Annotated in this window: 29 protein-coding genes and 1 tRNA gene; 13 read left to right on the plus strand and 17 right to left on the minus strand. The window is 61.0% G+C overall.

The features are described 5' to 3' along the window. The first annotated feature begins 92 nt into the window (after positions 1-92). The 12 genes from BUB04_RS03675 (at position 93) to BUB04_RS03730 (ending at position 12,661) form a co-directional block, all read left to right on the plus strand. The gene (locus BUB04_RS03675) at positions 93-908 is read left to right on the plus strand and encodes a DeoR/GlpR family DNA-binding transcription regulator (protein ID WP_084076107.1); all 816 of its coding nucleotides are present in this window, start codon (positions 93-95) and stop codon (positions 906-908) included. Between the two features lie 213 nt (positions 909-1,121). Further along, positions 1,122-2,225, plus strand: coding sequence for an ABC transporter ATP-binding protein (locus tag BUB04_RS03680; protein ID WP_073037049.1), 1,104 nt, complete (start codon positions 1,122-1,124; stop codon positions 2,223-2,225). Positions 2,226-2,240: 15 nt separating this feature from the next. Then, on the plus strand, positions 2,241-3,326 hold the full coding sequence (locus tag BUB04_RS03685; protein WP_073037051.1) for an ABC transporter ATP-binding protein: 1,086 nt from the start codon (positions 2,241-2,243) through the stop codon (positions 3,324-3,326). Positions 3,327-3,492: 166 nt separating this feature from the next. After that, entirely contained in the window at positions 3,493-4,365 is an 873-nt protein-coding gene (locus BUB04_RS03690) for a carbohydrate ABC transporter permease (RefSeq protein ID WP_073037053.1), read from the plus strand. Beyond that, positions 4,362-5,165: a carbohydrate ABC transporter permease gene (locus BUB04_RS03695; protein ID WP_073037055.1), complete on the plus strand. Its 804-nt coding sequence runs from the start codon at positions 4,362-4,364 to the stop codon at positions 5,163-5,165. Before BUB04_RS03690 ends, BUB04_RS03695 begins: the two co-directional genes overlap by 4 nt. 97 nt (positions 5,166-5,262) lie before the next feature. After that, positions 5,263-5,535, plus strand: a complete 273-nt coding sequence (locus BUB04_RS03700; protein WP_073037142.1) for a DUF2160 domain-containing protein — start codon at positions 5,263-5,265, stop codon at positions 5,533-5,535. Positions 5,536-5,701: 166 nt separating this feature from the next. After that, entirely contained in the window at positions 5,702-7,399 is a 1,698-nt protein-coding gene (locus BUB04_RS03705; RefSeq protein ID WP_143156341.1) for an ABC transporter substrate-binding protein, read from the plus strand. 518 nt (positions 7,400-7,917) lie between these two features. Then, positions 7,918-7,994, plus strand: a tRNA-His gene (locus tag BUB04_RS03710). Positions 7,995-8,230: 236 nt separating this feature from the next. Next, positions 8,231-9,259: a potassium channel family protein gene (locus BUB04_RS03715; protein ID WP_073037058.1), complete on the plus strand. Its 1,029-nt coding sequence runs from the start codon at positions 8,231-8,233 to the stop codon at positions 9,257-9,259. Positions 9,260-9,449: 190 nt separating this feature from the next. Then, entirely contained in the window at positions 9,450-10,628 is a 1,179-nt protein-coding gene (locus BUB04_RS03720) for an acetyl-CoA C-acetyltransferase (protein WP_073037060.1), read from the plus strand. Positions 10,629-10,666: 38 nt separating this feature from the next. Further along, positions 10,667-11,458 (plus strand): enoyl-CoA hydratase-related protein, encoded by a 792-nt coding sequence (locus BUB04_RS03725; protein ID WP_073037062.1) that lies wholly within the window; start codon positions 10,667-10,669, stop codon positions 11,456-11,458. Positions 11,459-11,512: 54 nt separating this feature from the next. After that, positions 11,513-12,661 carry an acyl-CoA dehydrogenase gene (locus BUB04_RS03730; protein WP_073037063.1) on the plus strand — a complete coding sequence of 383 codons (1,149 nt, stop codon included), beginning with the start codon at positions 11,513-11,515 and terminating at the stop codon, positions 12,659-12,661. Between the two features lie 138 nt (positions 12,662-12,799). Here BUB04_RS03730 and BUB04_RS03735 read toward each other — a convergent pair whose 3' ends face one another. Beyond that, positions 12,800-12,991, minus strand: coding sequence for a hypothetical protein (locus tag BUB04_RS03735; protein WP_073037065.1), 192 nt, complete (start codon positions 12,989-12,991; stop codon positions 12,800-12,802). 180 nt (positions 12,992-13,171) lie between these two features. Continuing rightward, positions 13,172-15,226 (minus strand): elongation factor G, encoded by a 2,055-nt coding sequence (gene fusA / locus BUB04_RS03740; protein ID WP_073037067.1) that lies wholly within the window; start codon positions 15,224-15,226, stop codon positions 13,172-13,174. Positions 15,227-15,395: 169 nt separating this feature from the next. Between fusA and BUB04_RS03745 the strand changes: the two genes are divergently transcribed. Continuing rightward, positions 15,396-15,611, plus strand: a complete 216-nt coding sequence (locus tag BUB04_RS03745) for a hypothetical protein (RefSeq protein WP_073037069.1) — start codon at positions 15,396-15,398, stop codon at positions 15,609-15,611. Positions 15,612-15,711: 100 nt separating this feature from the next. Here BUB04_RS03745 and rplQ read toward each other — a convergent pair whose 3' ends face one another. The 15 genes from rplQ to rplF all read right to left on the minus strand — a co-directional run bounded on the left by rplQ (position 15,712) and on the right by rplF (position 24,276). Beyond that, complete coding sequence (rplQ, locus tag BUB04_RS03750; protein WP_073037071.1) at positions 15,712-16,194, minus strand: 50S ribosomal protein L17; 483 nt, start codon at positions 16,192-16,194, stop codon at positions 15,712-15,714. A 2-nt stretch (positions 16,195-16,196) separates the two neighbouring features. Then, positions 16,197-17,207: a DNA-directed RNA polymerase subunit alpha gene (locus tag BUB04_RS03755; protein ID WP_073037072.1), complete on the minus strand. Its 1,011-nt coding sequence runs from the start codon at positions 17,205-17,207 to the stop codon at positions 16,197-16,199. Between the two features lie 126 nt (positions 17,208-17,333). Beyond that, on the minus strand, positions 17,334-17,960 hold the full coding sequence (gene rpsD, locus BUB04_RS03760; protein WP_073037144.1) for a 30S ribosomal protein S4: 627 nt from the start codon (positions 17,958-17,960) through the stop codon (positions 17,334-17,336). A gap of 83 nt (positions 17,961-18,043) precedes the next feature. Next, a complete protein-coding gene (rpsK, locus tag BUB04_RS03765) occupies positions 18,044-18,436 on the minus strand; it encodes a 30S ribosomal protein S11 (RefSeq protein WP_073037074.1) in 393 nt (130 codons plus the stop codon). A gap of 19 nt (positions 18,437-18,455) precedes the next feature. After that, positions 18,456-18,827, minus strand: coding sequence for a 30S ribosomal protein S13 (gene rpsM, locus BUB04_RS03770; protein WP_073037076.1), 372 nt, complete (start codon positions 18,825-18,827; stop codon positions 18,456-18,458). A 15-nt stretch (positions 18,828-18,842) separates the two neighbouring features. After that, a complete protein-coding gene (gene rpmJ / locus BUB04_RS03775; protein ID WP_073037078.1) occupies positions 18,843-18,956 on the minus strand; it encodes a 50S ribosomal protein L36 in 114 nt (37 codons plus the stop codon). A gap of 38 nt (positions 18,957-18,994) precedes the next feature. Then, the gene (gene infA, locus BUB04_RS03780) at positions 18,995-19,216 is read right to left on the minus strand and encodes a translation initiation factor IF-1 (RefSeq protein ID WP_073037079.1); all 222 of its coding nucleotides are present in this window, start codon (positions 19,214-19,216) and stop codon (positions 18,995-18,997) included. An 88-nt stretch (positions 19,217-19,304) separates the two neighbouring features. Next, positions 19,305-20,057: a type I methionyl aminopeptidase gene (gene map, locus BUB04_RS03785; protein WP_073037081.1), complete on the minus strand. Its 753-nt coding sequence runs from the start codon at positions 20,055-20,057 to the stop codon at positions 19,305-19,307. 8 nt (positions 20,058-20,065) lie between these two features. After that, positions 20,066-20,707: an adenylate kinase gene (locus tag BUB04_RS03790; protein WP_073037082.1), complete on the minus strand. Its 642-nt coding sequence runs from the start codon at positions 20,705-20,707 to the stop codon at positions 20,066-20,068. Between the two features lie 110 nt (positions 20,708-20,817). After that, complete coding sequence (secY, locus tag BUB04_RS03795; RefSeq protein ID WP_073037084.1) at positions 20,818-22,125, minus strand: preprotein translocase subunit SecY; 1,308 nt, start codon at positions 22,123-22,125, stop codon at positions 20,818-20,820. Between the two features lie 18 nt (positions 22,126-22,143). Beyond that, positions 22,144-22,584 (minus strand): 50S ribosomal protein L15, encoded by a 441-nt coding sequence (gene rplO / locus BUB04_RS03800; protein WP_073037086.1) that lies wholly within the window; start codon positions 22,582-22,584, stop codon positions 22,144-22,146. 31 nt (positions 22,585-22,615) lie between these two features. After that, positions 22,616-22,798 (minus strand): 50S ribosomal protein L30, encoded by a 183-nt coding sequence (gene rpmD, locus BUB04_RS03805; RefSeq protein ID WP_073037088.1) that lies wholly within the window; start codon positions 22,796-22,798, stop codon positions 22,616-22,618. A gap of 19 nt (positions 22,799-22,817) precedes the next feature. Beyond that, entirely contained in the window at positions 22,818-23,309 is a 492-nt protein-coding gene (gene rpsE / locus BUB04_RS03810; protein ID WP_073037146.1) for a 30S ribosomal protein S5, read from the minus strand. Between the two features lie 41 nt (positions 23,310-23,350). Further along, positions 23,351-23,725, minus strand: a complete 375-nt coding sequence (gene rplR, locus BUB04_RS03815) for a 50S ribosomal protein L18 (protein WP_073037090.1) — start codon at positions 23,723-23,725, stop codon at positions 23,351-23,353. Between the two features lie 11 nt (positions 23,726-23,736). Further along, a complete protein-coding gene (gene rplF, locus BUB04_RS03820) occupies positions 23,737-24,276 on the minus strand; it encodes a 50S ribosomal protein L6 (RefSeq protein WP_073037092.1) in 540 nt (179 codons plus the stop codon). Between the last annotated feature and the right edge of the window lie 21 nt (positions 24,277-24,297).

The following is a 24,297-nucleotide window of genomic DNA, read 5'->3' on the forward strand; positions in this document are numbered from 1 at the left end:
ATTTTCGCATTCCAACATGACGGCCCGGGTGGGTTCGTTTGAGAACACCAAACACCCCAACGGCTCCGGTCGAGTTTGAGAAAGGCTCATCCATGACCCAGTCCCCTCCTTCCCCACACGGTGCGGCTGACGGGGCGGCCACCCGGGACCGACACCAGCGCATCCTGCGGCTCATCCGGCAGCGCGGTTTCGTGACGGTGAACTTTCTGGCCAAAGAATTCGGCGTGACCCCGCAGACGGTGCGCCGGGATATCAACGCCCTGAGTCGGGCGGGCAAGGTCATTCGCTACCGGGGCGGCGCCGGAGCGGCCCCCAGTACGGAGAACGTGGCCTACAGCCAGCGAAAGATCCTGTGCCAGGAAGAAAAGAGGCGGATCGCCCGCATGGTGGCCCAGGCCATTCCGGACAACGCCTCTCTTTTCATCAACATCGGCACCACCACCGAGGAGATCGCCAAGTTCCTGGTCAACCACCGCCGCCTCCGCATCATCACCAACAACCTGCACGTGGCCTCCATCCTGAGCGCCAACGAGGACTTCGAGGTGATCGTGGCCGGCGGCATGGTGCGTCACCGGGACGGCGGCATCGTGGGCCCCATGACCATCGACTTCATCGAACAGTTCCGCGTCGATTACGGCATCATCGGCATCAGCGGCATCGACCTGGACGGCACCCTGTTGGATTTCGACTACCGGGAAGTGCGCGCGGCCCGGGCCATCATCGACAACTCCCGCACCACCTTTCTGGCCGCCGACCACACCAAGTTCGGTCGAAACGCCATGGTGCGCCTGGGAAGCATCGCCGAAATCGACGCCTTCTTCACAGACCAGCCGCCCCCCGCCCCGCTCATGGACGTGCTGCAGACGGCCCAGGTGGAGCTCCACGTGGCCTCCCAGGAAGGCGACTGACCCGCGCGTTCTCCGTTTTTCGGAAACGAAAGAAAGAGCCTTGGGAAAGCGCGTCTTGGGCGCGCGAACGGATTTCGCGGGTGATTATTTTCTCTTGCGAAAAGCCCCAAAGGGTGCTAGCGTGCCTTCGGCTTCATCCGACCGTGCGAACCTCGGGGCTCGTTTCCAGCATCCGAATAGTGGCGACAAGAGATCAGACCGGGAGTGCGTTTCATGGGGTTGACCCTGGAACATGTGGACCGGATAGTGGACGGGGAGACCCATCTTTCCGACATCAACCTCGAATTTCCATCGGGATCGCGCAACATTCTGCTGGGCCGAACCCTGGCGGGGAAGACGACGCTGTTGCGCATCATGGCGGGCCTGGACCGGCCCACGCGCGGTCGCGTCCTGGTGGACGGAAAGGATGTGACCGGAGTTTCCGTTCGCAAGCGCAACGTGGCCATGGTTTACCAGCAATTTATCAACTACCCCTCCTTTACGGTCTACGACAACATCGCCTCCCCGTTGCGCCTCCAGGGAGTGCCCCGCCGGGAGATCGACCGGAGGGTGCGGGATGTGGCCGAGATGCTTCGCCTTACGCCTTTTTTGGACCGTCTCCCTTCCCAGCTTTCCGGCGGCCAGCAGCAGCGCACGGCCATCGCCCGGGCCCTGGTCAAGGAAGCGGATCTGCTGCTCCTGGATGAGCCCCTGGTGAACCTGGACTACAAACTGAGAGAAGAACTTCGCGAGGAACTGACGGCCATCTTCGAGCGGGGCCGTTCCATTGTGGTCTATACCACCACGGAACCCACGGAAGCCCTCATGCTCGGGGGCAACGTGGTGATCCTGGACGAGGGCCGCGTGCTTCAGAGCGGCCCCACGGACCGGGTGTATCACCGGCCGGAGAGCATGCGGGCCGCGGAGGTGTACAGCGATCCTCCCATCAACTACCTGGATGCGGTGGTGGAAGGCGGTCAGGCCCGAATCGGTGAACGCATCACCTTTCCGCTGGTCGCCCATCTCGAGGGGCTCGCGCCCGGCCGCTATCATCTGGGCCTCCGTGCCAACCGCTTCTTCCTCAAGAAGCGAACCGACCGGGATGTGGCCCTGGAATCCGTGGTGGAGCTTTCGGAGATCAACGGATCGGAAACTTTCGTCCATGTCTCCCACCAGGGATTTTCTCTCGTGGTGCACGAGACGGGAATCCGAAGCCACAAGATGGGCGCCGCGGTGACGGTCTATGCCGACCCGGCCCAATTTTTCGTTTTCGATCAAGAAGGAACCCTGGTGGCCGCACCGGACCCCCATCCGGCGGGACCGTCGGCTCGAGGATAGGCGGAGGAGACGGGAATGGCCCGAATCACACTCCAGGAGGTGGCCCACAGTTACAGGCGCCACCCCAAGGATCCATCGGACTACGCCCTGAAAAACATCGATACGGTCTGGGAAGACGGGGGCGCCTACGCCCTTCTGGGACCGTCCGGATGCGGCAAGACCACCATGCTCAACATCATCTCCGGACTTCTCACCCCCACCCGGGGCCGGGTCCTCTACGACGATCGCGACGTGACCCGACTTCCCCCGGAGCAGCGAAACATCGCCCAGGTCTTCCAGTTTCCCGTTCTCTACGACACCATGAGCGTTTTCGACAACCTGGCCTTCCCCCTCCGGAACCGGGGGCTGGATCCCCAGACGGTGCGCCGGCGGGTGCAGGAGGTGGCCGAGGTTCTCGATCTGACGGCGGATCTCAAGAAGAAGGCGGCGGGGCTGAGCGCCGACGCCAAGCAGAAGATTTCCCTCGGGCGCGGCCTGGTGCGCGAGGACGTGGCGGCCATCCTCTTCGACGAACCCCTCACGGTGATCGATCCCCACCTGAAGTGGCACCTCCGCCGGAAACTCAAGGAGATCCACGAAAGGCTCCGATTGACACTCATCTACGTCACCCACGACCAGGTGGAGGCCCTCACCTTCGCCGACAAGGTGCTGGTGATGTACGAAGGGGAAGTGGTGCAGATGGGCACCCCGACGGAGCTCTTTGAGGAGCCGAGGCACAAGTTTGTGGGCTATTTCATCGGCAGTCCCGGCATGAATTTCATACCGTGCAAGCTGGACGGAGCGCGGGCGGTGTTCGACGGGGCGGCGGTGCCCCTGGATGAGGAAACGGCGCGCCGAGCCCGGGAAAAGGAAGGTCCCTTCGAATTGGGGATCCGCCCCATGTATCTGGAAGTGCACGACAGCCCGGGGGACGATCGGCTTCCGGTCAAGGTTCTCAAGGTGGAGGATCAGGGCATTTTCCGAATCCTCACCGTTCAGCTGGCCTCCAACACCCTCAAGGTCCGTCTGCCGGAAGAGAAGCCGGTACCCAGCGGCAACGCCTGGGTCCGCTTTCCGCGCCGCTGGACCAAGCTCTACGCCAACGGCCGCCTGGTGGCCTAGGAGCCTGTCCGGGAACTCCGCAAAGCGTCACTCCCGCGCAAGCGGGAGTCCATAACGTACTGAAACTTCTGGATCCCCGCGTTCGCGGGGATGACGGATGGACGTTGGAAGGGGCAAGCAAGCTATTTGCAAACAGGCTCCTAGCATCGCACGGCAAGGGGGAATCATGGACAAATGGGAAAGCAACCGGGCGTGGTTCCTGATCCTGCCCGTCTTCGTGATCGTGGCCTTCAGCGCCATCATCCCGCTCATGACGGTGGTCAACTACTCGGTGCAGGACATCTTCGGTCCGGGCCAGCGCTTTTTCGTCGGCATGGAGTGGTTCCGGGAGGTGATCCACGATGAAAGGCTCCACAACGCCCTGGTGCGCCAGTTGGCCTTCTCGTGCATGGTGCTGCTCCTGGAGATCCCGCTGGGGGTTCTCATCGCCCTGGCCATGCCCAAGAAGGGGTGGGGCGTGGCCGCCTGCCTCGTCCTGCTGGCTCTTCCGCTTCTCATTCCCTGGAACGTGATCGGAACCATCTGGATCACCTTTACGCGGCCGGACATCGGTCTTTTGGGAAAGACCATCAACGACATGGGGATCGCCTTCGACCACACGGCACGCCCGCTGGATGCGTGGATCACGGTGATGGCCATGGAAGTGTGGCACTGGACGCCCCTGGTGGCCCTGCTGGCCTATGCGGGCCTCCGGGCCATTCCGGACGCCTACTACCAGGCGGCCAAGATCGACGGGGCGTCCAGCTGGGCGGTTTTTCGCCACATTCAGCTTCCCAAGATGCGCGGCGTGCTCACCATCGCCGTGCTGCTGCGCTTCATGGACAGCTTCCTCATCTACGCGGAACCCTTCGTGCTCACCGGGGGCGGCCCGGGCGACACCACCACCTTTTTGTCCATCTATCTGGTCAAGATCGCCGTGGGCCAGTTTGATCTGGGCCCCGCCGCCGCCTTTTCGCTCATCTACTTTCTGATCGTTCTGCTCTTTTGCTGGCTCTTCTATCAAGCGCTCCAGAACGTGGGAACCGGGGAGTCCAAATGAGAGTGCAAAAAAGAACCATCGCCCTGAGCTTCTACTTCTTCCTTCTGATTCTGCCGATCTACTGGATGCTCAATATGTCCCTGAGAACCAATGCGGACATATTGGCCAACTTTACCCTGTTTCCCCGAAACCCCACCCTGGCCAACTATCTGAAGATTTTTACGGATCCTTCGTGGTACTCGGGCTACATCAACTCCATGATCTACGTGAGCCTGAACACCATCATCTCGCTCACCACCGCCCTTCCGGCGGCCTATGCCTTTTCCAGGTTCCGCTTCATCGGGGACAAGCACGTCTTCTTCTGGCTTCTCACCAACCGCATGGCCCCTCCGGCCGTCTTTCTTCTGCCCTTTTTCCAACTCTACTCCACCTTCCATCTCATCGACACCCACATCGCCGTGGCCCTGGCCCACTGCCTTTTCAACGTGCCCCTGGCGGTCTGGATCCTGGAAGGCTTCATGTCCGGCATCCCGAGGGAGATCGACGAGACCGCCTTCATCGACGGGTACAGCTTTCCCCGGTTCTTCCTCACGGTCTTCGTCCCGCTCATCCGCGCGGGCATCGGGGTGACGGCCTTTTTCTGCTTCATGTTCAGCTGGGTGGAACTGCTGTTGGCCCGCACCCTCACCATCACCAACGCCAAGCCCATCGTGGCCACCATGACCCGGACCGTGAGCGCCACGGGGCTCGATTGGGGCCTGCTGGCCGCCGCCGGCGTGCTCACCATCGTGCCGGGGGCCCTGGTCATCTGGTTTGTGCGAAACCACCTGGCCAAGGGCTTTGCCTTGGGCCGCGTATAGGAGGGAAAACCACCCGAAGGAACCACGAGGCAGCACCCATCGACACCAACGCTTTCGGGCCGGACGCGGCCCCCTTTGAAGGAACGACGCCATGAACCTGGAATGGATGGCCTGGACGCTCCCCACCGCGATCTTCTTCATCGTCATCGCTTCCATGCTCGTTGCCATGACCATCTGGCAGATCCTCTCCCCCAGCATCCCACGTCGCGGCTTTCTGCCCATCGAAACGACCCGCGGAGATCGACTCTTTATCGGCCTTCTCGGCAGCGCCTACATCCATATCGCCTGGATCGCCTTGACAAGCCTGTCCCTTTGGATCGCCTTGGCCATCGCTTTGGTGTGGCTGGTGGTCGTGATGCGTTGGGGATAGGTTTCTAGGAACCGGCCCACGCTCCCCGGTGGCTTCGGCCTTCCCGCCGGAGTGGCGTGGCGTGCCGGCAAGGGAACCCCTCTGAGGAAGGCCGAGAGGAGCGAGATCTATGAGAGGTGTGAAGCGAAGGAAAAGGTTCGGGTATCCTGAGTGGTGGGCTTTGGTCATGGCGGCCTTCGTCGCCTTCTTCGCCGCCCCGGCGCATGCGGACATGGAGGCGGCCAAGCGTTGGGTGGAAACGGAGTTTCAGCCCTCCACCCTGAGCAAGGAAGAGCAGCTCAAGGAGATGGAGTGGTTCATCAACGCCGCCAAGCCTTTCAAGGGCATGGAAATCCGGGTGGTGTCCGAGACCATTCCCACCCACGAGTATGAATCCAAGGTCTTGACCAAGGCTTTCGAAGAAATCACCGGCATCAAGGTGGTCCATGATCTCATCCAGGAAGGCGACGTCATCGAGAAGCTCCAGACCCAGATGCAGTCGGGCCGGAACGTCTACGACGCTTACGTCAACGACTCCGACCTCATCGGGACCCACTGGCGCTACGGGTTCGTGGTCCCCTTGAGCGACTTCATGGCCGGTGAAGGAAAAGACGTGACCCTTCCCACCCTGGATGTGGACGACTTCATCGGCAAATCCTTCGTGACCGCTCCCGACGGCAAGCTCTACCAGCTTCCCGACCAGCAGTTCGCCAACCTCTACTGGTTCCGTTACGACTGGTTCACCAATCCCGAGTTCAAGAAGAAGTTCAAGGAGATCTACGGCTACGAACTGGGCGTGCCGGTCAATTGGTCCGCCTATGAAGACATTGCCGAATTCTTTACCGAGCACGTGAAGGAAATCGACGGCAAGCGCGTCTACGGCCACATGGACTACGGCAAAAAGGCCCCCGACCTGGGCTGGCGCTTCACGGACGCCTGGTTGGTGATGGCCGGCGCCGGGGACCCGGGTCTTCCCAACGGGAAGCCCGTGGACGAGTGGGGCATCCGCGTGGATGAAAACGACCGTCCGGTGGGATCCAGCGTGGCCCGGGGCGGGGCCACCAACAGCCCGGCGGCTAAGTACGCCCTGAGAAAGTACATGGAATGGCTGCGCAAGTACGCTCCGCCGGGAGCCCTGGGAATGGACTTCTATCAGTCCCTTCCCAGCCTGGCCCAGGGCAACGTGGCCCAGCAGATCTTCTGGTACACCGCCTTTACAGCCTCCATGGTCCAGCCCGGAACCCCCGTGGTCAACGAGGACGGCACACCCAAGTGGCGCATGGCTCCGTCCCCTCACGGTCCCTACTGGCAGGAAGGCATGAAGCAGGGCTACCAGGACTGCGGTTCCTGGACGTTGCTCAAGTCCACTCCCCTGGAACGCCGCAAGGCCGCCTGGCTCTACGCCCAGTTCACGGTCTGCAAGACAGTCTCCCTGAAGAAGAGCCACGTGGGCCTCACCATCATCCGCGACAGCGACATCCGTCATGAATCCTTCACCAAGCGCGCTCCGTACCTGGGCGGTCTGGTGGAGTTCTACCGGAGTCCCGCCCGGGTGGCCTGGACGCCCACCGGCACCAACGTGCCGGATTACCCCAAGCTGGCGCAGCTGTGGTGGCAGAACATCGGGGAAGCCGTGGCCGGTGAGGTCACCGTGGACCGCGCCATGGACAACCTGGCCGCCGAGCAGGACCGCGTCCTCGAGAGGCTGCAGCGTTCCGGCGTGCAGGGCGAACACGGCCCCAAGCTCAACCCGGTGAAAGACGAAAGCTACTGGCTCAATCAGCCCGGAGCTCCCAAGCCCAAGCTGGCCAATGAAAAGCCCAAGGGCGAGACGGTGGACTACGACCAGCTGATCCAGGCCTGGCGCGAAGGCCGGGTCCGCTAGGAGCCCCTCGCCTAGATTGGACGATTCTTTCTCATGGACAGATCCCGAAGGGCGGGCGTAAAGCCCGCCCCTACAAAAGGTACGGACCCGTTTGGGTAGGGGCGGGGTTTATCCCCGCCCGCCAATCACGCGGCGTAAGAGACAGCCGAAGAAAAGATCTCTTTCTTTGGGTGTCCGAAAACGCGAGGGATGAGCGCTTTTTTCGTAGCGCAGCCCTTTAGGGCTGCGGAAGATCCCCGACGTTGGACGGGCCGACGGGCGCCCGGGTTGGCATGTCATGGGCTTACGATGGCCCTTTTCCGCGGGGCTGAAGCCCCACGCATACGAAAGAAGACGGAGCCCTGGTCGATGGATGGAACTTGTTCTCAGACAGGCTCGGAGGAATCCAGCCCGGCCCTATCAAAACCCCTGGCGTCGGGGCGAAAAGGCTTCCGCCCCGACTTTTCCCTTGCCGTTTCGGGTCCGTTGTGTTAGAGAACCTGCGCTCCGGCTGAGAGGTCGGCGCTGCGAATGGAATGGTGGGTGTAGCTCAATAGGTTAGAGCACTGGGTTGTGGCCCCAGAGGCTGGCGGTTCGAGTCCGCTCACTCACCCCAGGAACAAGAAGCCGCTATCTTTTCGAGATAGCGGCTTTTTTGCTTTTCATTCCCGCCTGCATCCAGGAAGGGCCTTTACAACCTTCCCGCCCACGGCGACTTCCCTACCGGGAAGGAGATCTTAAATGGGACTCCTTCGTGCGCAAATCCCTTCTTCCGTCTCTTGCACGCAGAAAGGCTTTCGCCTACACTCATCTCCTCGAAGCCAATCCCCGCAACCCCGGACGTGAGGCGCCATGCGATCCCTTCACCAAGTGCTCGGGCAGCGCTTTTTCATCGTCGCCCTGTCTTCCCTCTTTATTTTGGGTTTCGGCGTGTCGGGCTACATGGTCATCGCCGACTACTCCTTCCTGGACGCCCTCTACATGACGGTCATCACCCTCACCACGGTGGGATTCATGGAAGTTCAGCCACTGGACACGGACGGGCGCCTCTTCACCATCATCCTGATCATGGTGGGGGTGGGGTTTGTGGCGTACCACGTGGCCTACGTGGGCCAGATGATTATCGAAGGAAGTTTCCTGGAAGTCTATCGGAGGCGGCGTGTGAGACAAAAACTGACCCGCATGAAGGACCACTACATCATCTGCGGCTTCGGCCAGATGGGACGCTACATCGTCCGCCAACTGCTTCGCCACGAAGTTCCCATGGTGGTGATCGAAACCGACGAGGCCCAGGCGGGGGAATTGCAAGAACTGGGGGTTCCTTTCCTGATCGCCGACGCCAAGGAGGAGGAAAACCTTCTGGCCGTGGGCATCCGGCAGGCCAAGGGGCTGGTGGCGGTGGTCCACAGCGATACAGACAACGTCTTCATCGTTCTCACGGCCCGGGACCTGAACCGGGATCTGTTCATCTGCGCCCGGGCCAGCTCGTCGGGAACCGAAAAGCGCCTGCGCAAGGCGGGCGCCAACCGGGTGGTCTCCCCCTATGCCAGCGGCGCCATGCGCATCGCCCAGAACATCCTGCGCCCCACGGTCACCGACTTTCTGGAGCTGGCCCTTTCGGGCGACGGCATGGAGCTTTCCATGGAAGAGCTGGTTATCCCTCCGGGGGCCGACCTCATCGGCAAAGACCTTCTCCACTCGGGCATCCGTAGCGACTACAATCTGATCATCGTCGCCATCAAGCGCCGAGAGGGCAGCATGATCTACAATCCTTCGCCGAGAGAGGTTTTGGAGCTGGGCGACACCCTGGTGGCCATCGGTCCCAGGGAAAACCTGGATCGCTTCGCCACGGCCCTTTTCGGCACCTCCAAGCGCCACTGAGCGTCCCATCCCCCTTTGGTTGCGTGCATGCAGCCGGGTTTCATCGAGGGGATCCTAAAGTTTGACAAGCACAAAAGCATCCCGTATATGTGGCGGTGATTCACAGGTATCGCCCTCCTTTGTGCAGTCACGACCTGCGGCAAATCCAGAGCCATGGCCCACATGAAACCCATTCCCCACGGAGGTGGACATGCAGCGAGCGGTTATCGTCAGTGCGGTTCGAACTCCCGTCGGCAGTTTCGGTAAATCCCTGGCGGCCATCCCGGCCGTTGCCCTCGGTGTGACGGCCGTGCGGGAGGCCCTGAAGCGGATCGCCCTTTCCCCCGATCAGGTGGATGAAGTCATCTTGGGCAACGTCCTGCAGGCGGCCCAAGGTCAGAACCCGGCCCGGCAGGTGGCGGTCCACGCCGGCATTCCCCACGAAGTCCCCGCCTTCACCATCAACAAGGTGTGCGCCTCCGGCCTTAAATCCGTGGTGCTGGCGGCCCAGGCCGTCCTGGCCGGGGACGCCGAGGTGGTGGTGGCCGGCGGTATCGAGAACATGAGCGCCGCTCCCTACGCCCTCCCCAAGGCTCGTTGGGGCCAGCGCATGGGTCACGGGGAACTGGTGGACCTCATGATCCTCGACGGCCTCTGGGATATCTTCAACGGATACCACATGGGAATCACCGCTGAAAACGTGGCGGAGCGCTTCGGGATCAGCCGCGAGGAGCAGGACGCCTTCGCTCTCGCCAGCCAGCAGAAGGCCGAAACCGCCATCAAGGAAGGGCGATTCAAGGACGAGATCGTTCCCGTGGAGATCCCGCAGCGAAAAGGCGATCCTGTTCTCTTCGATACGGACGAACATCCCCGGTTCGGAACGACCCTGGAGGCCCTGGCCAAACTTAAGCCCGCCTTCAAGAAGGACGGTACGGTCACGGCCGGAAACGCTTCGGGAATCAACGACGGCGCGGCCATTCTCGTGGTCATGTCGGAAAAGAAAGCCCAGGAGTTAGGCCTGACTCCCTTGGCGGCCATCCGCTCGTACGCCTCCGCCGGCGTGGACCCCGCCATCATGGGCACGGGCCCCATCCCCGCCAGCCGCAAGGCCCTGGAAAAGGCGGGATGGACGGTGGACGACCTGGACCTGGTGGAAGCCAATGAGGCCTTCGCCGCCCAAGCCATCGCAGTCAACAAGGAGCTGGGCTGGGATACGGCCAAGGTGAACGTGAACGGCGGCGCCATCGCCATCGGCCACCCCATCGGGGCGTCCGGGGCGAGGATCCTCACCACGTTGCTGTACGAAATGAAGCGACGGGACGCCAAGAAGGGGCTGGCCACGCTTTGCATCGGCGGCGGCCAGGGCACGGCTCTCACCGTCGAACGCTAGCACTACTTCTCACACAACCTGCAAGGAGGCGCTGAGTCATGGATTTTCAAAACATCCTTTTCGAAGTTCGGGACGGCGTGGCCCTCATCACTTTCAACCGTCCCAAGGCCCTGAACGCGCTGAATCCCCAAACCCTGGAAGAACTGGCTCGCGCCGTGGCTGCGGCCCGCGATGACGACGCCGTCCGGGTGGTGGTGCTCACAGGCGCCGGGGACAAGGCCTTTGTGGCCGGCGCCGACATCACGGAACTCCAGAAGATGAACCCCCTGGAAGCGCGCCTTTTCGCCCAGAAAGGGCAAGACGTCTTCTTCAGCCTGGAAGACCTGCCGAAACCCGTGATCGCCTGCGTGAATGGATTCGCCCTGGGCGGCGGATGCGAACTGGCCATGAGCTGCGATTTTATCTACGCCTCCGACAAGGCCAAATTCGGACAGCCTGAAATCAATCTGGGCATCATCCCCGGCTTCGGCGGCACCCAGCGGCTCGCCCGGCTGGTGGGGCGAGCCAAGGCCAAGGAATTGTGCATGACCGGGGAGATGATCGACGCCCAGCAGGCCAAGGAGTTGGGTCTCGTGGCCAAGGTCTTCCCCCACGAGGCCCTTCTGGAGGAAACGCTCAAGGCCGCCACGGCCATGGCCGCCAAGAGCTGCACGGCCCTTCGGGCCATCAAGCACGTGGTGGACCGGGGCATGGATGCGGACCTCAAGACGGGATGCGCCCTGGAAGCCGAAGCGTTCGGCGTCTGTTTCGCCGGCCAGGACGCCAAGGAAGGTACCACGGCGTTTCTCGAGAAGCGAAAGCCGGTCTTCAAGGGTTCCTTCACCAGCTGACCCGGCGATGTGCCGAGAGATTTTGTCCAACCCTGTGCGCGCGGAGGACGATCGATGCATTTCGAACTGACCGAAGAACAACGCATGATCCAAGACATGGCCCGCAAGTTTGCCGAGCGGGAGATCGCGCCCGTGGCGGCCGAATTGGACCGCACCCACAAGCACCCGGAAGAGATCGTCAAGAAGATGGGCGAACTGGGCCTCATGGGCATCACCATCCCGCCGGAATACGGCGGAGCCGGCATGGACTACGTGAGCTACGTCCTGGCCATGATCGAGATCTCCAAGGCCTGTGCTTCCTGCGGCGTGATCATGAGCGTCTGCAACAGCCTCTACAATTTTCCCGTCTACACCTACGGCACGGAAGAGCAGAAGCAGCAGTTCCTCACTCCGGTGGCCAGTGGCGAATACCTGGGCTGCTACGGCCTCACGGAAGCCGGGGCCGGATCGGATCCCGCCAAGATGCGCACCACGGCCGTTCTGGACGGGAACGAGTGGGTCATCAACGGTGAAAAGAAGTTCATCACCAACGGCAACGTGGCCCGCTACTGTGTTTTGGCCGCCGTGACCGACAAAGAGAAGGGATACAAGGGAATCAGCTCCTTCCTGGTGGACCTGCACAACACGCCGGGCTTTAAGGTGGGACGCGTGGAGGAAAAGCTCGGCATCAACGCTTCGGGGACGGCGGAGCTCATCTTTGAAGATGCGCGCATCCCCAAGGAGAATCTCCTGGGAAAGGAAGGCGAAGGCTTCAAGCAGATGCTTACCACCCTGGATGGAGGCCGGATCGGGATCGCCTCCCAGGCCATCGGCATCGGCCGGGCCGTTCTGGAAGAGGCCATCGAATACGCCAAGACCCGCGAGCAGTTCGGTCGGCCCATCGCCTCTTTCCAGGCCATCCAGTGGAAGCTGGCGGACATCGCCACGCAGTTGGATGCCGCCGAACTGCTCACCCTGCGCGCCGCCTGGCTGGAGCAGAACGGCCGCGGCTATGAAAAGGAAGCGGCCATGGCCAAGCTCTTTGCATCGGACACGGCCATGTGGGCCGCCGTGGAGGGCGTGCAGATCCTGGGCGGCTACGGCTACTGCAAGGAATACCCCATGGAACGGCACATGCGCGATGCCAAGATCACCCAGATCTACGAAGGCACCAACGAGATCATGCGTCTGGTGATTTCCCGAAACATCCTGGGCAAGCTTTAGGCGGAAGGGTACTCCCCCAAAAGAAAACCCCGGAAGGCATCTTCGCCTTTCGGGGCTTTTCTTTGGGGAAACCGCAGGCCGCTCAACGCAAATTGGATACTGCCCGGCGAAGGCCCCGCGAGGCCCTCGCCGGCAAAACTACATGCCCTGCAGCCGACGCATACGGCGCTGGATCCTCTTGATGGCCTTCTTCCGCTTGATGCGGCGGCGCTCACCCTTGGAGAGGTAGTAATTGTGGCGTCGCAACACCGGCTGGACGTTCTTTTGAAAATCCTTCCGGAGCTTGCGAATCTTTTTCTCGAAACTCTCCCTGCTCTCCGGCTCCGTCATTCAGATTTCACCTGCCTTTCAAGAACAAAAAGACCCAAAAGGGGATCTTCTTGCATAAAGTTGCCTTCCCGGCCGGAAGGTCATGGGAAGGCACGTCTCCATTTGCAGCCTGACGGTATCTTGCGATCTTAGGGCATTTACCATGGTCCGCCGCTTCTGGCAAGCCCTTTAAGCCGAAAGTCACTTGCCGCCCAATGGTTCACACAACACATCATAGCGCGCGAACTGCATGGTGAAGGTGGCCCTCCCCTGAGTGGCCGAACGCAAGGCCGTGGAGTAGCCGAACATCTTGGACAGGGCCACGGTGGCATCCACCACCTGGATGGCCTTTTTGGCCGTGATCCCCTCAATTCGGGCCTTGCGCAGGTTGAGGTCCCCGATGACCTCCCCCAGGAACTCTTCCGGCACCAAAACTTCCACCGCCATGTACGGTTCCAGCAGGGTGGGCTGAGCTTTCTGGCAAGCATCCCGAAACGCCATGGTCGCCGCCACACGGTAGGCCAGCTCTGTGGAAGCCCCCTCCCGATGCTCCCCGCCGACGATGCTCACTTCCACATCCACCACGGGGTATCCCATGAGTTCGCCGCTGGTGAGAGCATCGGATACTCCCTGCTCAACCGCCGCCAGGAACTCTTCCGGGATGGAGGCATCCCGCACCCGGTGCACGATCCGATTCCCCTTCCCGCGCTCCCGGGGCTCCACGTGCACTTCCACCACCGCGAAGTGCTTGGTGCCTCCGATGTCCCGATCGAAAACGCCGCGGCCCAGGGCCGGCTGTTGAACCGTCTCCCTGTACACCACCTGAGGCTTGCCGGCGTTGACCCCCACACCGTAGTCGCGCTGCAGCCTGGTGACGAGGATCTCCAGATGCAGTTCACCCATGCCGCGAATGACGATCTGGCCCGTATCCTGATCCTCGTAGAATCGAAACGTGGGATCCTCTTCGGCCAGCTTTTGTAGAGAATCCATGAGCTTTTCCTGGTCGCCCCGGGTCTTGGGCTCCACGGCCACCGAGATCACGGGCTCATACACATCGATGGCTTCCAACAGAATCGGGTGCTTTTCATCGCAAAGAGTGTCTCCCGTGCTGGCGGACTTGAGACCCATGAGGGCCACAATGGCGCCCGCACCGGCCTCTTCCAGGCGCTCCCGCTTGTTGGCGTGCATCCGAAAGATACGCGAAAGCTTTTCCCGCGTACCCTGCCGCGCGTTGTAGATCACATCCCCCGCCCGCATCTTCCCCGAGTAGATCCGGGTATAGGTCAACTTGCGACCCTGATCCATGAAGATCTTGAACGCCAGGGCGGCCAGAGGCTCTTCGTCGCTGGTGAGCCGTTCCAAGGGCGCCTTGGTCACCGGATCGATCCCCCGCACGGGCGGCACGTCCAACGGGCACGGCAGATAATCCACCACGGCGTCCAGGAGTGGTTGAATCCCCTTGTTGCGGAGCGCTGCGCCGCAAAGCACCGGGACCACTTTCAGCTCCAAGGTGAGGCGGCGAAGGACCATCTGGATCTCAGGGATGGTTATCTCGGCGCCTTCCAGATACTTCTCCATGAGCTCGTCGTCCCATTCCGCCACCTGGGAGACCAACTGCTCCCGGGCCTCCAGAGCTTGATCCATCAGGGCGTCGTCGATGGGAACATGGATGAACTCGGCTCCCAGCGTCTCGTCCTTCCAGACGATCTGCTGCATGGTCAGCAGGTCCACCACGCCGCGAAAATCCGATTCACTCCCCACGGGGATCTGGACCGGCACTGGGTTGGCCTGGAGTTTCTCCTTCATCTGCTCCAGGACCTGATGAAAATCCGCGCCGATCCGATCCATCTTGTTCACAAAAGCGATCTTGGGAACACCGTACTTGTCCGCCTGGTGCCACACGGTCTCCGACTGCGGTTCCACGCCACCCACGGCACAAAAGACGGCCACCACCCCATCCAGAACCCGCAGGGACCGCTCCACTTCGATGGTAAAGTCCACATGGCCGGGCGTGTCGATGAGCTGGATCTGATGACCTTTCCACTCGCAGGTGGTCACGGCGGAGGTGATCGTAATCCCGCGCTCCTGCTCCTGCTCCATCCAGTCCATGACGGCCGTGCCTTCATGGACCTCGCCGATCTTGTAGGAGCGTCCGGTGTAGTAGAGAATGCGCTCGCTGACCGTCGTCTTGCCCGCGTCGATATGGGCGATGATTCCGATGTTTCGGATCTTTTTTAGCCGGGATGGCGCTGGCATCTCTTCTCTGCTCCTTCCTTGTCAAGGCCTGGCGCAAACACGCGGGCCAACACTATGGAAACTCAGGGGAAGTGTCAAGAAATCACCACCCCCTCTTGCAGTGGACGATTTTCTGCTTAATTTATCAGTTTAAGGCAATCCAATAACATCGCAAGGAGGAGCGGATCCCATGATGATGGCAAAGCCTCAACGCACCCGCCGACAGGAGCCCCCAACCAACGGTGTGGATTTGGTCCCGAATCCCGTCCTTTGCCGGGAAGGACGCGGCATCCGTCATTTTGCCTGCGTCCACTACGATGCCTGCCTGGACAAGGCCGCCAAGGGCATGTGGACCGGCTTTACCTGCGCCGAATGCGGCTTTTACAATTCCCGCGAACGCGAATGACCCGCCGGCCTGTTATGGGAAGCAAAGAGCCCAACGTCCCCCGGGACGTTGGGCTCTTTTTCTATCGACCTCAGGAAAGACGTCTCCACCGCAGGCCGGGTTATTCCGACTCCTTATCCGCCCCACCCTGGGCTTCGGCTTCCGCTCCCGCGCCATCCGCGGCCGCCTTCGGCCGGCTCTCTTCTGCGGCCTTTTCCGCCTTGGCGGGCTTGTTGGCCTTCTGAACCTCGCCCCCCACCAACTCAATGAGGCACATGGGAGCCGCATCGCCACGGCGGTATCCCATCTTCACGATCCGCGTGTATCCCCCGGGCCGGTCCTGGTAGCGTGGCCCCAATTCGGCGAAAAGCTTGTGAACCACGGCCTTGCTTCGCACCACCGCCAAGGCCTGGCGCCGAGCATGCAGATCGCCGCGTTTGCCCAGCGTGATCATGGAGTCGGTCCAACGGCGAATCTCTTTCGCCTTGGGCACGGTGGTGTAGATGCGCTCATGTTCCAGCAGCGAAGTCACCATATTCCGAAACATGGCCAAGCGGTGACTGGAAGTCCGATTCAGCTTCCGACCAGATTTCCTGTGGCGCATGGCTATTCCTCTTCCTTTCTTCTCTGCTCAATCTCCTCGCGACTCGGAAAGTTTTCCAGCTGCATCCCGAGGGAGAGTCCCATCTCTGCGAGAATTTCCTTGATTTCGTTGAGGGATTTGCGGCCGAAGTTCTTCGTCTTGAGCATCTCCGCTTCCGTCTTCTGCACCAGCTCACCGATGTAGCGAATGTCGGCGTTCTTGAGGCAGTTGGCACTGCGAACGGAAAGTTCCAGCTCGTCGACGCTCCGAAAGAGGTTTTCGTTGAATACGGGTTCCTTTTCCTCCTCGGCCTCCTCCACAGGTTCTTCGTACTCCTCGAAATTGATGAAGACCGCCAACTGTTCCTTGAGGATCTTGGCGGCCAAGGCCAGGGCGTCTTCCGGACTTACGCTGCCGTCGGTCCAGATCTCCATGGTCAGCTTGTCGTAGTCCGTGCGTTGACCCACCCGGGCCTGGGTCACGTTGTAGCTAACCTTTCGAACCGGCGTAAAAATGGCATCGATGGGGATCAACCCGATCGTTTCCGTGGCGGCCGAATCCCAGTCGGCAGGCACGTATCCTTTGCCCTCGTCCACGGTGAGTTCCATGCGGACCTTTCCGTCCTTGGCCAGAGTGCAGATAGGCAGATCCTTATTGAGAATCGTTACGGAAGAGTCCCCCTGGATGTCCCCGGCGGTAACCAGTCCCTCGCCTTCCTTTTCCAACACGAGCCGCTTCGGACCATCGCCGTCCAAACGCAGCCGCACCTCCTTGAGGTTCAGGATGATGTCGGTCACGTCTTCCACAACGCCCGGCGCCGAGGAAAATTCATGCAACACTCCGTCGATCTTCACGGCCGTGATGGCGGCCCCCCGAAGCGATGAGAGCAAGACCCGCCGAAGGGCGTTGCCGAGCGTGGTTCCAAAACCCCGTTCCAACGGCTCGCACGTAAACTTGGCGTATCGGGTCGGATCCTCTCCCGCCTCGATCTCCAAACGCTTCGGCCGAATCAACTCGCGCCAATTCTTTTGCATACCTGTCCCCATTCCTTCAATAAAACGCAGCCGCCGTCGGCGGCTTCTCCCGTCCCTTCAAGAAAAAAAACCCGCACGGCCGGCGGCCCCCAGGGGGCCTCCAGCCGGCCGGTTAGAAATTCATCGTTACTTGGAGTAGAACTCCACCACCAGGTGTTCCTGGACGGGCATCGGGATCTCTTCGCGTGTTGGAAGAGTACGGAAAACACCCTGGTACTTGTCCTTGTCCAGCTCCAGCCACGGCATCAGCCCGCGCCGGGGCAGCGCCTCCAGGGCCTCGTTGATGACGCCCACCTGCCTGCTCTTTTCCCGAACCGCGATCACGTCCCCGGGACGCAGCAGGTAGGACGGAATGTTCACCTTCCGGCCGTTCACCAGGAAGTGCCCGTGGCGAACCAGCTGGCGCGCCTGGGACCGGGAGTTGGCAAAGCCAAGCCGGAAGACCGTGTTGTCCAGCCTTCTCTCCAGGAGGATCAGGAAGTTGGTACCCGTCACGCCCTTCTGGCGGTCCGCTTCCTTGAAGTAGGACTTGAACTGTTTTTCCTGGAGTCCGTAGATTCTCTTGATCTTCTGCTTTTCCCGAAGCTGGATGCCGTAGTCCGAGAGCTTGCCGCGCCGCTGACCGTGTTGTCCCGGTGCATAGCTCCGACGTTCATAGGCACACTTGTCCGAAAAGCACCGGTCGCCCTTGAGATAGAGCTTCATGCTTTCGCGCCGACACAGCCGACACACAGGACCAGTATATCGAGCCAAAACCGAATCCTCCTCTTCCACCCACAACGTATCCGCCCGGGCGCCCCCTCAAGGGCCCGCTCCGGACGGCAACGGTTCTTTACCTAAACGCGTCGTCTCTTGGGAGGACGGCACCCATTGTGCGGGATGGGAGTCACGTCCTTGATGAGCGTCACATTCAACCCGGCGGCCTGCAAGGCCCGAAGCGCTGCCTCACGGCCCGACCCCGGACCCTTCACGTACACCTCCACGTTCTGCAGGCCATGCTCCATGGCGGCCTTGGCCGCAGCCTGGGCCGCCACCTGAGCCGCAAAGGGCGTGCTCTTGCGGGACCCCTTGAAGCCCTGATTCCCCCCGCTGGCCCAGGATATGGTGTTACCGCTCATGTCCGTAATGGTAATGATGGTGTTATTGAACGTGGATCGAATATGAGCGATGCCGTTCTGGATGTTCTTCCGCTCTTTCTTCTTGCGAGGACCACCTCTGCCCCGTGCCATGGTTATTTCACCCTCTCAATCACTTTTTCTTCTTGCCGATAACAGACCGTCTGGGACCCTTCCGCGTGCGAGCGTTGGTGTGAGTCCTCTGGCCACGCACAGGGAGACCCCTGCGGTGCCGCAGTCCCCTGTAGCAACCCAGATCCATCAAGCGCTTGATATTCATGGAGACTTCCGCCCGCAGGTCACCTTCCACCTTGTACTTGGCGTCGATGACACGGCGAATGGCGGTGATCTGCGCTTCCGTGAGATCGTCGGATTTGACTCCGGGATCCACGCCCGCTTCCGCCAGGATCTTGGAGGCGGTGGTCCGCCCGATGCCGTAGATGTAGGTCAGGGCAATCTCAATGCGTTTGTTCTTGGGTAAATCGATACCTGCAATACGTGCCAATGCGAACTCCTCCCGCTAGCCTTGACGCTGCTTGTGCTTGGGGTTTTCACAGATCACCCGCACCTGACCGTGCCGACGAATGATCTTGCACTTGCGGCAGATGCGCTTCACCGACGCTCGCACCTTCATGCCAAACTCCCTTCCCGCAACTCGCTTTCGTTACGAAATCATTTCTTGGATCGATATACGATGCGGCCACGCGTCAGATCGTAAGGGGAAAGCTCCACTGTCACCTTGTCCCCGGGCAAAATGCGGATGAAGTGCATGCGCATCTTTCCCGAGATGTGAGCGAGCACGCGGTGCCCGTTTTCCAGCTCAACGCGAAACATGGCGTTTGGAAGAGGCTCAATGACAGTGCCTTCAACCTCGATCGCTTCTTCTTTGGCCATAAATCAATCCCTTCGAACCTATAGAGTCCTCACCTGGCTCCTGCAAAACGCTGCATTATAAACACGCCCCGGGGGCCTGTAAAGGCTTTTATGAGGCCACGGACAGCACGTCCGGGCCGTTGGCCGTGATGGCCACCGTATGCTCGAAATGGGCGGAAAGCTTCCGATCCACGGTGACCGCCGTCCACTGATCGTCCAGGATCTCGATGTCCGGCCGCCCCTGGTTGATCATGGGCTCGATGGCCAGAACCATCCCCGCCTGCAGCTTCACACCGCGCCCCGGGGGCCCGTAGTTGGGAATCTGAGGACTCTCGTGGAGATTCCTTCCAATACCGTGTCCAACAAATTCCCGCACAACGGAAAATCCGTGTTCTTCCACGTGGGCCTGAACCGCATGGGAGATGTCCGAAAGACGGTTGCCCACCATCGCCTTGGCGATTGCCTTGTCCAGAGCTTCCCGGGTCACGCGGCACAGCCTGAGGGCGTTGTCGTCGATCCGCCCCACCGGAATGGTGACGGCCGCATCCCCGTAGTAGCCGTCCACGATCACTCCGAAGTCGATGCTGATGATGTCCCCTTCCTGGAGCACCCGCTTCTTGGACGGCATGCCATGGACCACTTCCTCGTTCACGGACGTGCACAGGGCGTAGGGGAATCCGTGGTAGCCCTTGAAGGCCGGCTTGGCCCCGCGGGCCTCCGCCAGCTCTTCACTCATGGCGTTGAGGTCCCATGTGGTCACGCCCGGCTCAACGGTTTCTTCCAACCGGGCCAAGACCTCGGCCACGATGCGGCACGCCCTACGGATCTTTTCGATCTCTTCCCGGGTCTTGAGAATAATCAAAACAACCTCTAACCGAGCACCGCTTTAATGCGCGCGAAGATTTCGTCGATGGAGCCCACGCCGTCGATCTTTCGAAGCTTGCCTTGCTTCTCATAATAGTCGATCAACGGCTTGGTCTGGTCCCCGTATACCTTCAGTCGCGACTTGACGGTGGTTTCGTTGTCATCATCCCGCTGGTACAGCTCGCCGCCGCACTTGTCGCAAACCCCGTCCTTCTTGGGAGGATCAAACATCACGTGAAAGCCGGCGCCGCAGTCCCGGCAGGTTCTCCGCCCCGTGAGCCGTTTGACCAGCTCCTCGTCGGGTACGTCGATGCAAACCACGTGATCGATGGACTGGCCCAACTCGCTGAGCATCTTGTCCAGCGTCTCGGCCTGGCTCACGTTCCTCGGGAATCCGTCGAGCATGTAGCCGTTCTTACAGTCGTCCTGCTGAATCCTTTCCTTCACCAGGCCCACCACGACCTCGTCGGGAACCAGAGCGCCCTTGTCCATGTACTTCTTGGCCTCCAGCCCCAGTGGTGTTCCTTCCTTGAGGGCGGCCCTGAGCATATCACCGGTCGAAATCTGCGGAATACCGTAGGCGTCGATCAGTCGCTTCGCCTGAGTCCCCTTTCCTGCACCCGGAGGCCCCAACAAGATGATGTTCATTCTCTTCCTCCCTTTCGATCTCTCACCACGCACCCTTCGGACATCACCCAAGGCACGAAAGGGAACAGAAACACCTCCTCTGTTCCCTTGTCTCTTCATCCTCGCCGGGCCTAACGCCGTCCCCGAATCCGCCCGCTTTTCAAGAAACCTTCATAGTGACGCGTGAGCATGTGCGCCTCGATCTGGCCCACCGTGTCCATGGCCACGCCCACAACAATCAACAGGGCCGTCCCCCCGAAGTAGAAAGGCACGTTGAAGTTCTGGATGAGCAGTGTGGGCAGAACACACACGGCGGAAACGTAGATGGCGCCGCCCAGGGTGATCCGGCTCAGCACCTTGTCGATATATTCCGCCGTGGGCCGTCCCGGACGGATGCCCGGAATGAAGCCGCCGTACTTCTTCATGTTATCAGCCACATCCACAGGGTTGAAGACGATGGCCGTGTAGAAGTAGCAGAAGAAGATGATGAACCCCACATACAAGACGCTGTAGAGCCAGTGGCCGGGCATGAGCATGTTGGCCACGTTCTGCACCCAGGGAACCTGGATGAAGTTGGCCACCGTGGCCGGAAACATGATGATGGACGAGGCGAAGATGGGCGGGATCACCCCCGAAGTGTTGATCTTCAGGGGAAGATGCGTGCTTTGGCCTCCGTACATCCTGCGGCCCACCACCCGTTTGGCGTACTGCACCGGGATGCGCCGCTGCCCCCGTTCCATGTGGACGATGAAGGCCACCACGGCCACCATGAGGATCAGCAGCACCAGGATCTTAAAGAGGCTAATTTCCCCGGTTTCCATAAGCCGCGCAGTGTTGACCACGGCTCCGGGCATTCCCGCCACGATTCCGGCGAAAATGATGAGCGAAATTCCGTTTCCAATCCCACGCTCGGTGATCTGCTCACCCAGCCACATGATAAAGGCCGTTCCGGCCGTGAGCGTGATCACGGTCACCAGCCGAAATCCCCATCCAGGATGGAGAACCACCGGCTCGCCGCCGGGCCCAGTCATCCCCTCGAGACCGAAGGCGATCCCGAAGCCTTGGATGATGCTGAGCACCACCGTGCCGTAGCGCGTGTATTGGGTGATCTTTTTGCGACCCGCTTCGCCTTCCTTGCTTAGCCGCTCCAGGTGGGGGATCACCACGGTCAGCAGCTGCAGGATGATGGACGCACTGATGTAGGGCATGATCCCCAGCGCAAAAACAGACAGCTGCTCCAGCGCCCCTCCGGAAAACATGTTGAACAGCCCCAAAAGTGTTCCCTGGGCGGCGCTGAAAAAAGCGGCCAAAGCTTCCCGGTTGATCCCGGGCGTCGGTATATGAACCCCCACTCTATAAACTGCAAGAAGAAGCAGGGTGGCCCCGATCCTCTTCTTCAGCTCCGGGATCTTGCCAATATTTTGAAAACCTGTCAGCACGCTCCGCTTCCCCTTCTCTTAGAGCAGCTCCACCTTGCCCCCGGCCGCCTCGATCTTCGCCACCGCCGAGGCGCTGGCCTTGTGGACGCGCAGAGTGATACCCGGCGCCGCCTCTCCGTTTCCCAGAAGCTTCACCAGCTTGGCGTTCTTCCGCACCAATCCGGCCGCCTTGAGTTCTTCGGGCCCCACCACGGCTCCCGCCTCAAAACGGCCCAAGTCCCCCACATTGACCACCTGGTATTCGGTCCGGAACAGATTGTGAAATCCCCTCTTGGGCACCCGGCGCTGCAACGGCATCTGGCCGCCCTCGAACCAGGGAGGCACACCGCCGCCGGACCGGGACTTCTGGCCCTTGGTGCCCCGGCCGGCCGTCTTGCCAAGGCCCGACCCCGAGCCCCGGCCGACACGTTTCTTGTTCTTCTTCGCACCCGTTGCGGGCTTCAGTTCGTTCAGTCGCATCGTCCTTACCACCTTCCACAGTCAGCCGAGCTTAAGCTTCGCTCACTTCCACCAAGTGGTTGACCTTCTTGACGGCACCCACGACGGGCGGGGTGGCGTACAGGGTCACTTCCTTGTGCATCTTCGTCAGTCCCAGCGCCTTCAAAATCTTGCGGTGCTTTTCCGGGCGCCCGATGGGGCTTCGAACAAGCTTCACCTTAATGGGCTTTGCCATGGATCTTCCTCCTGCCATGCTACGCTCGCAGCTCGTTCACGTCCATGCCGCGAATCCTGGCGATCTGTTCCGGGCTGCGCAGCGCCTTCAGTCCCGCCAGGGTGGCCTTCACCACATTGTGGGGATTGCGCGAGCCCAAGCACTTGGTGAGCACGTCCGTCACTCCCAAGGCTTCCATGATGGCACGCACGGCCCCGCCGGCGATCACACCGGTACCCGGGGAAGCCGGCCTCAGCACCACGCTGGAAGCACCGAACCGCCCCAGCACTTCATGGGGCAGGGTCCCATCGATGATGGGAACCTGGAACATGTCGCGCTTGGCCGCTTCCAAACCCTTGCGGATGGCTTCCGGAACTTCGTTGGCCTTGCCCAGGGCAAAGCCCACCCGGCCGTTGCCGTCGCCCACCACGACAATGGCGCTGAAGGAAAAGCGGCGTCCGCCCTTCACTACCTTGGCGACGCGGCTGATGTGAACGATCTTGTCAATCAATTGGACTTCGTTGGACTCCAGAGCTGCCAAGTTATGCCTCCTCTTCCCTTTGTCGGGTCCCATCAGAACTCCAGACCGGCGGCCCGGGCACCATCGGCAAGGGCTCGCACCCGCCCGTGGTAGATGAACCCGTTGCGGTCGAAGACCACCCTCTTGATGCCCTTTTCCAGGGCCTTCTTGGCCACCAGTTGTCCCACTTTCTCTGCCGCGCCGATCTTGCCCTTCAGTTCCTCGTCCACATTCTTGAATTCCGGAGACAGCGTAGAGGCGGCCGCCAGGGTGACGCCGGCGGTGTCGTCGATCACCTGGGCGTAGATGTGCTTGGCACTCCGGTAGACGGTCAGCCGCGGCCGATCCGGTGTCCCTTCAATCCTTCCGCGGATTCTCTTCTTCCGCTTCAGTCGAGCGACCACTCTCGGATGTGTTTTCGATCCCATTGTCTCAACCCCTATTTCTTGCCGGTCTTACCGGCCTTGCGTCGGACCTGTTCGTCGGCGTACCGAATTCCCTTGCCCTTGTAGGGCTCCACAGGCCGGAGGCCCCGGATGTTGGCCGCCGTCTGCCCCAACAGCTCCCGATCGATCCCTTCCAGGCGGATGACGTTCTGCTTTTCCACCGTGGCCTGGATCCCCTGGGGCAGGGTGTAGTTGATGGGGTGCGAATACCCCAAGGTCAGGTTCAGAACGTTGTTGTTCACATCGGCGCGGTAGCCCACCCCGTGGATCTCCAACACCTTGGTAAATCCCTGACTGACCCCCACCACCATGTTGCTGACGAGAGCCCGGACCAAGCCGTGCAGGGCCCTGGACTGGCGCGCATCGTCTTTCCTGCGGACCACGATCCGGCCTTCTTCCACGGCCACGTCTATCTCTTTCGGCAACTGCCGGCTCAAGGTTCCCTTGGGGCCCTTCACCGTAATCGTCGCACCGTCCAGTTTCACATCCACCCCTTTAGGGATGGGGACGGGGTTTTTGCCCACACGAGACATCTTGCATCTCCTTGTCTTGAC

Source organism: Desulfacinum infernum DSM 9756 (assembly GCF_900129305.1).
GTDB classification, from domain to species: Bacteria; Desulfobacterota; Syntrophobacteria; order Syntrophobacterales; family DSM-9756; genus Desulfacinum; species Desulfacinum infernum.

Bases quoted from the DNA above. Each gene is read 5' to 3' on its own strand.
- BUB04_RS03695 (WP_073037055.1), top strand. From the start codon at position 4,362: ATGAGAGTGCAAAAAAGAACCATCGCCCTGAGCTTCTACTTCTTCCTT.
- rplR (WP_073037090.1), bottom strand. From the start codon at position 23,725: ATGGGATCGAAAACACATCCGAGAGTGGTCGCTCGACTGAAGCGGAAG.
- BUB04_RS03735 (WP_073037065.1), bottom strand. From the start codon at position 12,991: ATGACGGAGCCGGAGAGCAGGGAGAGTTTCGAGAAAAAGATTCGCAAG.
- BUB04_RS03725 (WP_073037062.1), top strand. From the start codon at position 10,667: ATGGATTTTCAAAACATCCTTTTCGAAGTTCGGGACGGCGTGGCCCTC.
- rpmD (WP_073037088.1), bottom strand. From the start codon at position 22,798: ATGGCAAAGCCCATTAAGGTGAAGCTTGTTCGAAGCCCCATCGGGCGC.
- BUB04_RS03705 (WP_143156341.1), top strand. From the start codon at position 5,702: ATGGCGGCCTTCGTCGCCTTCTTCGCCGCCCCGGCGCATGCGGACATG.
- BUB04_RS03690 (WP_073037053.1), top strand. From the start codon at position 3,493: ATGGACAAATGGGAAAGCAACCGGGCGTGGTTCCTGATCCTGCCCGTC.
- fusA (WP_073037067.1), bottom strand. From the start codon at position 15,226: ATGCCAGCGCCATCCCGGCTAAAAAAGATCCGAAACATCGGAATCATC.
- BUB04_RS03790 (WP_073037082.1), bottom strand. From the start codon at position 20,707: ATGAACATCATCTTGTTGGGGCCTCCGGGTGCAGGAAAGGGGACTCAG.
- rpmJ (WP_073037078.1), bottom strand. From the start codon at position 18,956: ATGAAGGTGCGAGCGTCGGTGAAGCGCATCTGCCGCAAGTGCAAGATC.
- BUB04_RS03745 (WP_073037069.1), top strand. From the start codon at position 15,396: ATGATGATGGCAAAGCCTCAACGCACCCGCCGACAGGAGCCCCCAACC.
- rpsK (WP_073037074.1), bottom strand. From the start codon at position 18,436: ATGGCACGGGGCAGAGGTGGTCCTCGCAAGAAGAAAGAGCGGAAGAAC.
- BUB04_RS03730 (WP_073037063.1), top strand. From the start codon at position 11,513: ATGCATTTCGAACTGACCGAAGAACAACGCATGATCCAAGACATGGCC.
- rplO (WP_073037086.1), bottom strand. From the start codon at position 22,584: ATGCGACTGAACGAACTGAAGCCCGCAACGGGTGCGAAGAAGAACAAG.
- infA (WP_073037079.1), bottom strand. From the start codon at position 19,216: ATGGCCAAAGAAGAAGCGATCGAGGTTGAAGGCACTGTCATTGAGCCT.
- BUB04_RS03675 (WP_084076107.1), top strand. From the start codon at position 93: ATGACCCAGTCCCCTCCTTCCCCACACGGTGCGGCTGACGGGGCGGCC.
- rplF (WP_073037092.1), bottom strand. From the start codon at position 24,276: ATGTCTCGTGTGGGCAAAAACCCCGTCCCCATCCCTAAAGGGGTGGAT.
- BUB04_RS03715 (WP_073037058.1), top strand. From the start codon at position 8,231: ATGCGATCCCTTCACCAAGTGCTCGGGCAGCGCTTTTTCATCGTCGCC.
- BUB04_RS03755 (WP_073037072.1), bottom strand. From the start codon at position 17,207: ATGCAAAAGAATTGGCGCGAGTTGATTCGGCCGAAGCGTTTGGAGATC.
- BUB04_RS03720 (WP_073037060.1), top strand. From the start codon at position 9,450: ATGCAGCGAGCGGTTATCGTCAGTGCGGTTCGAACTCCCGTCGGCAGT.
- rplQ (WP_073037071.1), bottom strand. From the start codon at position 16,194: ATGCGCCACAGGAAATCTGGTCGGAAGCTGAATCGGACTTCCAGTCAC.
- BUB04_RS03680 (WP_073037049.1), top strand. From the start codon at position 1,122: ATGGGGTTGACCCTGGAACATGTGGACCGGATAGTGGACGGGGAGACC.
- BUB04_RS03685 (WP_073037051.1), top strand. From the start codon at position 2,241: ATGGCCCGAATCACACTCCAGGAGGTGGCCCACAGTTACAGGCGCCAC.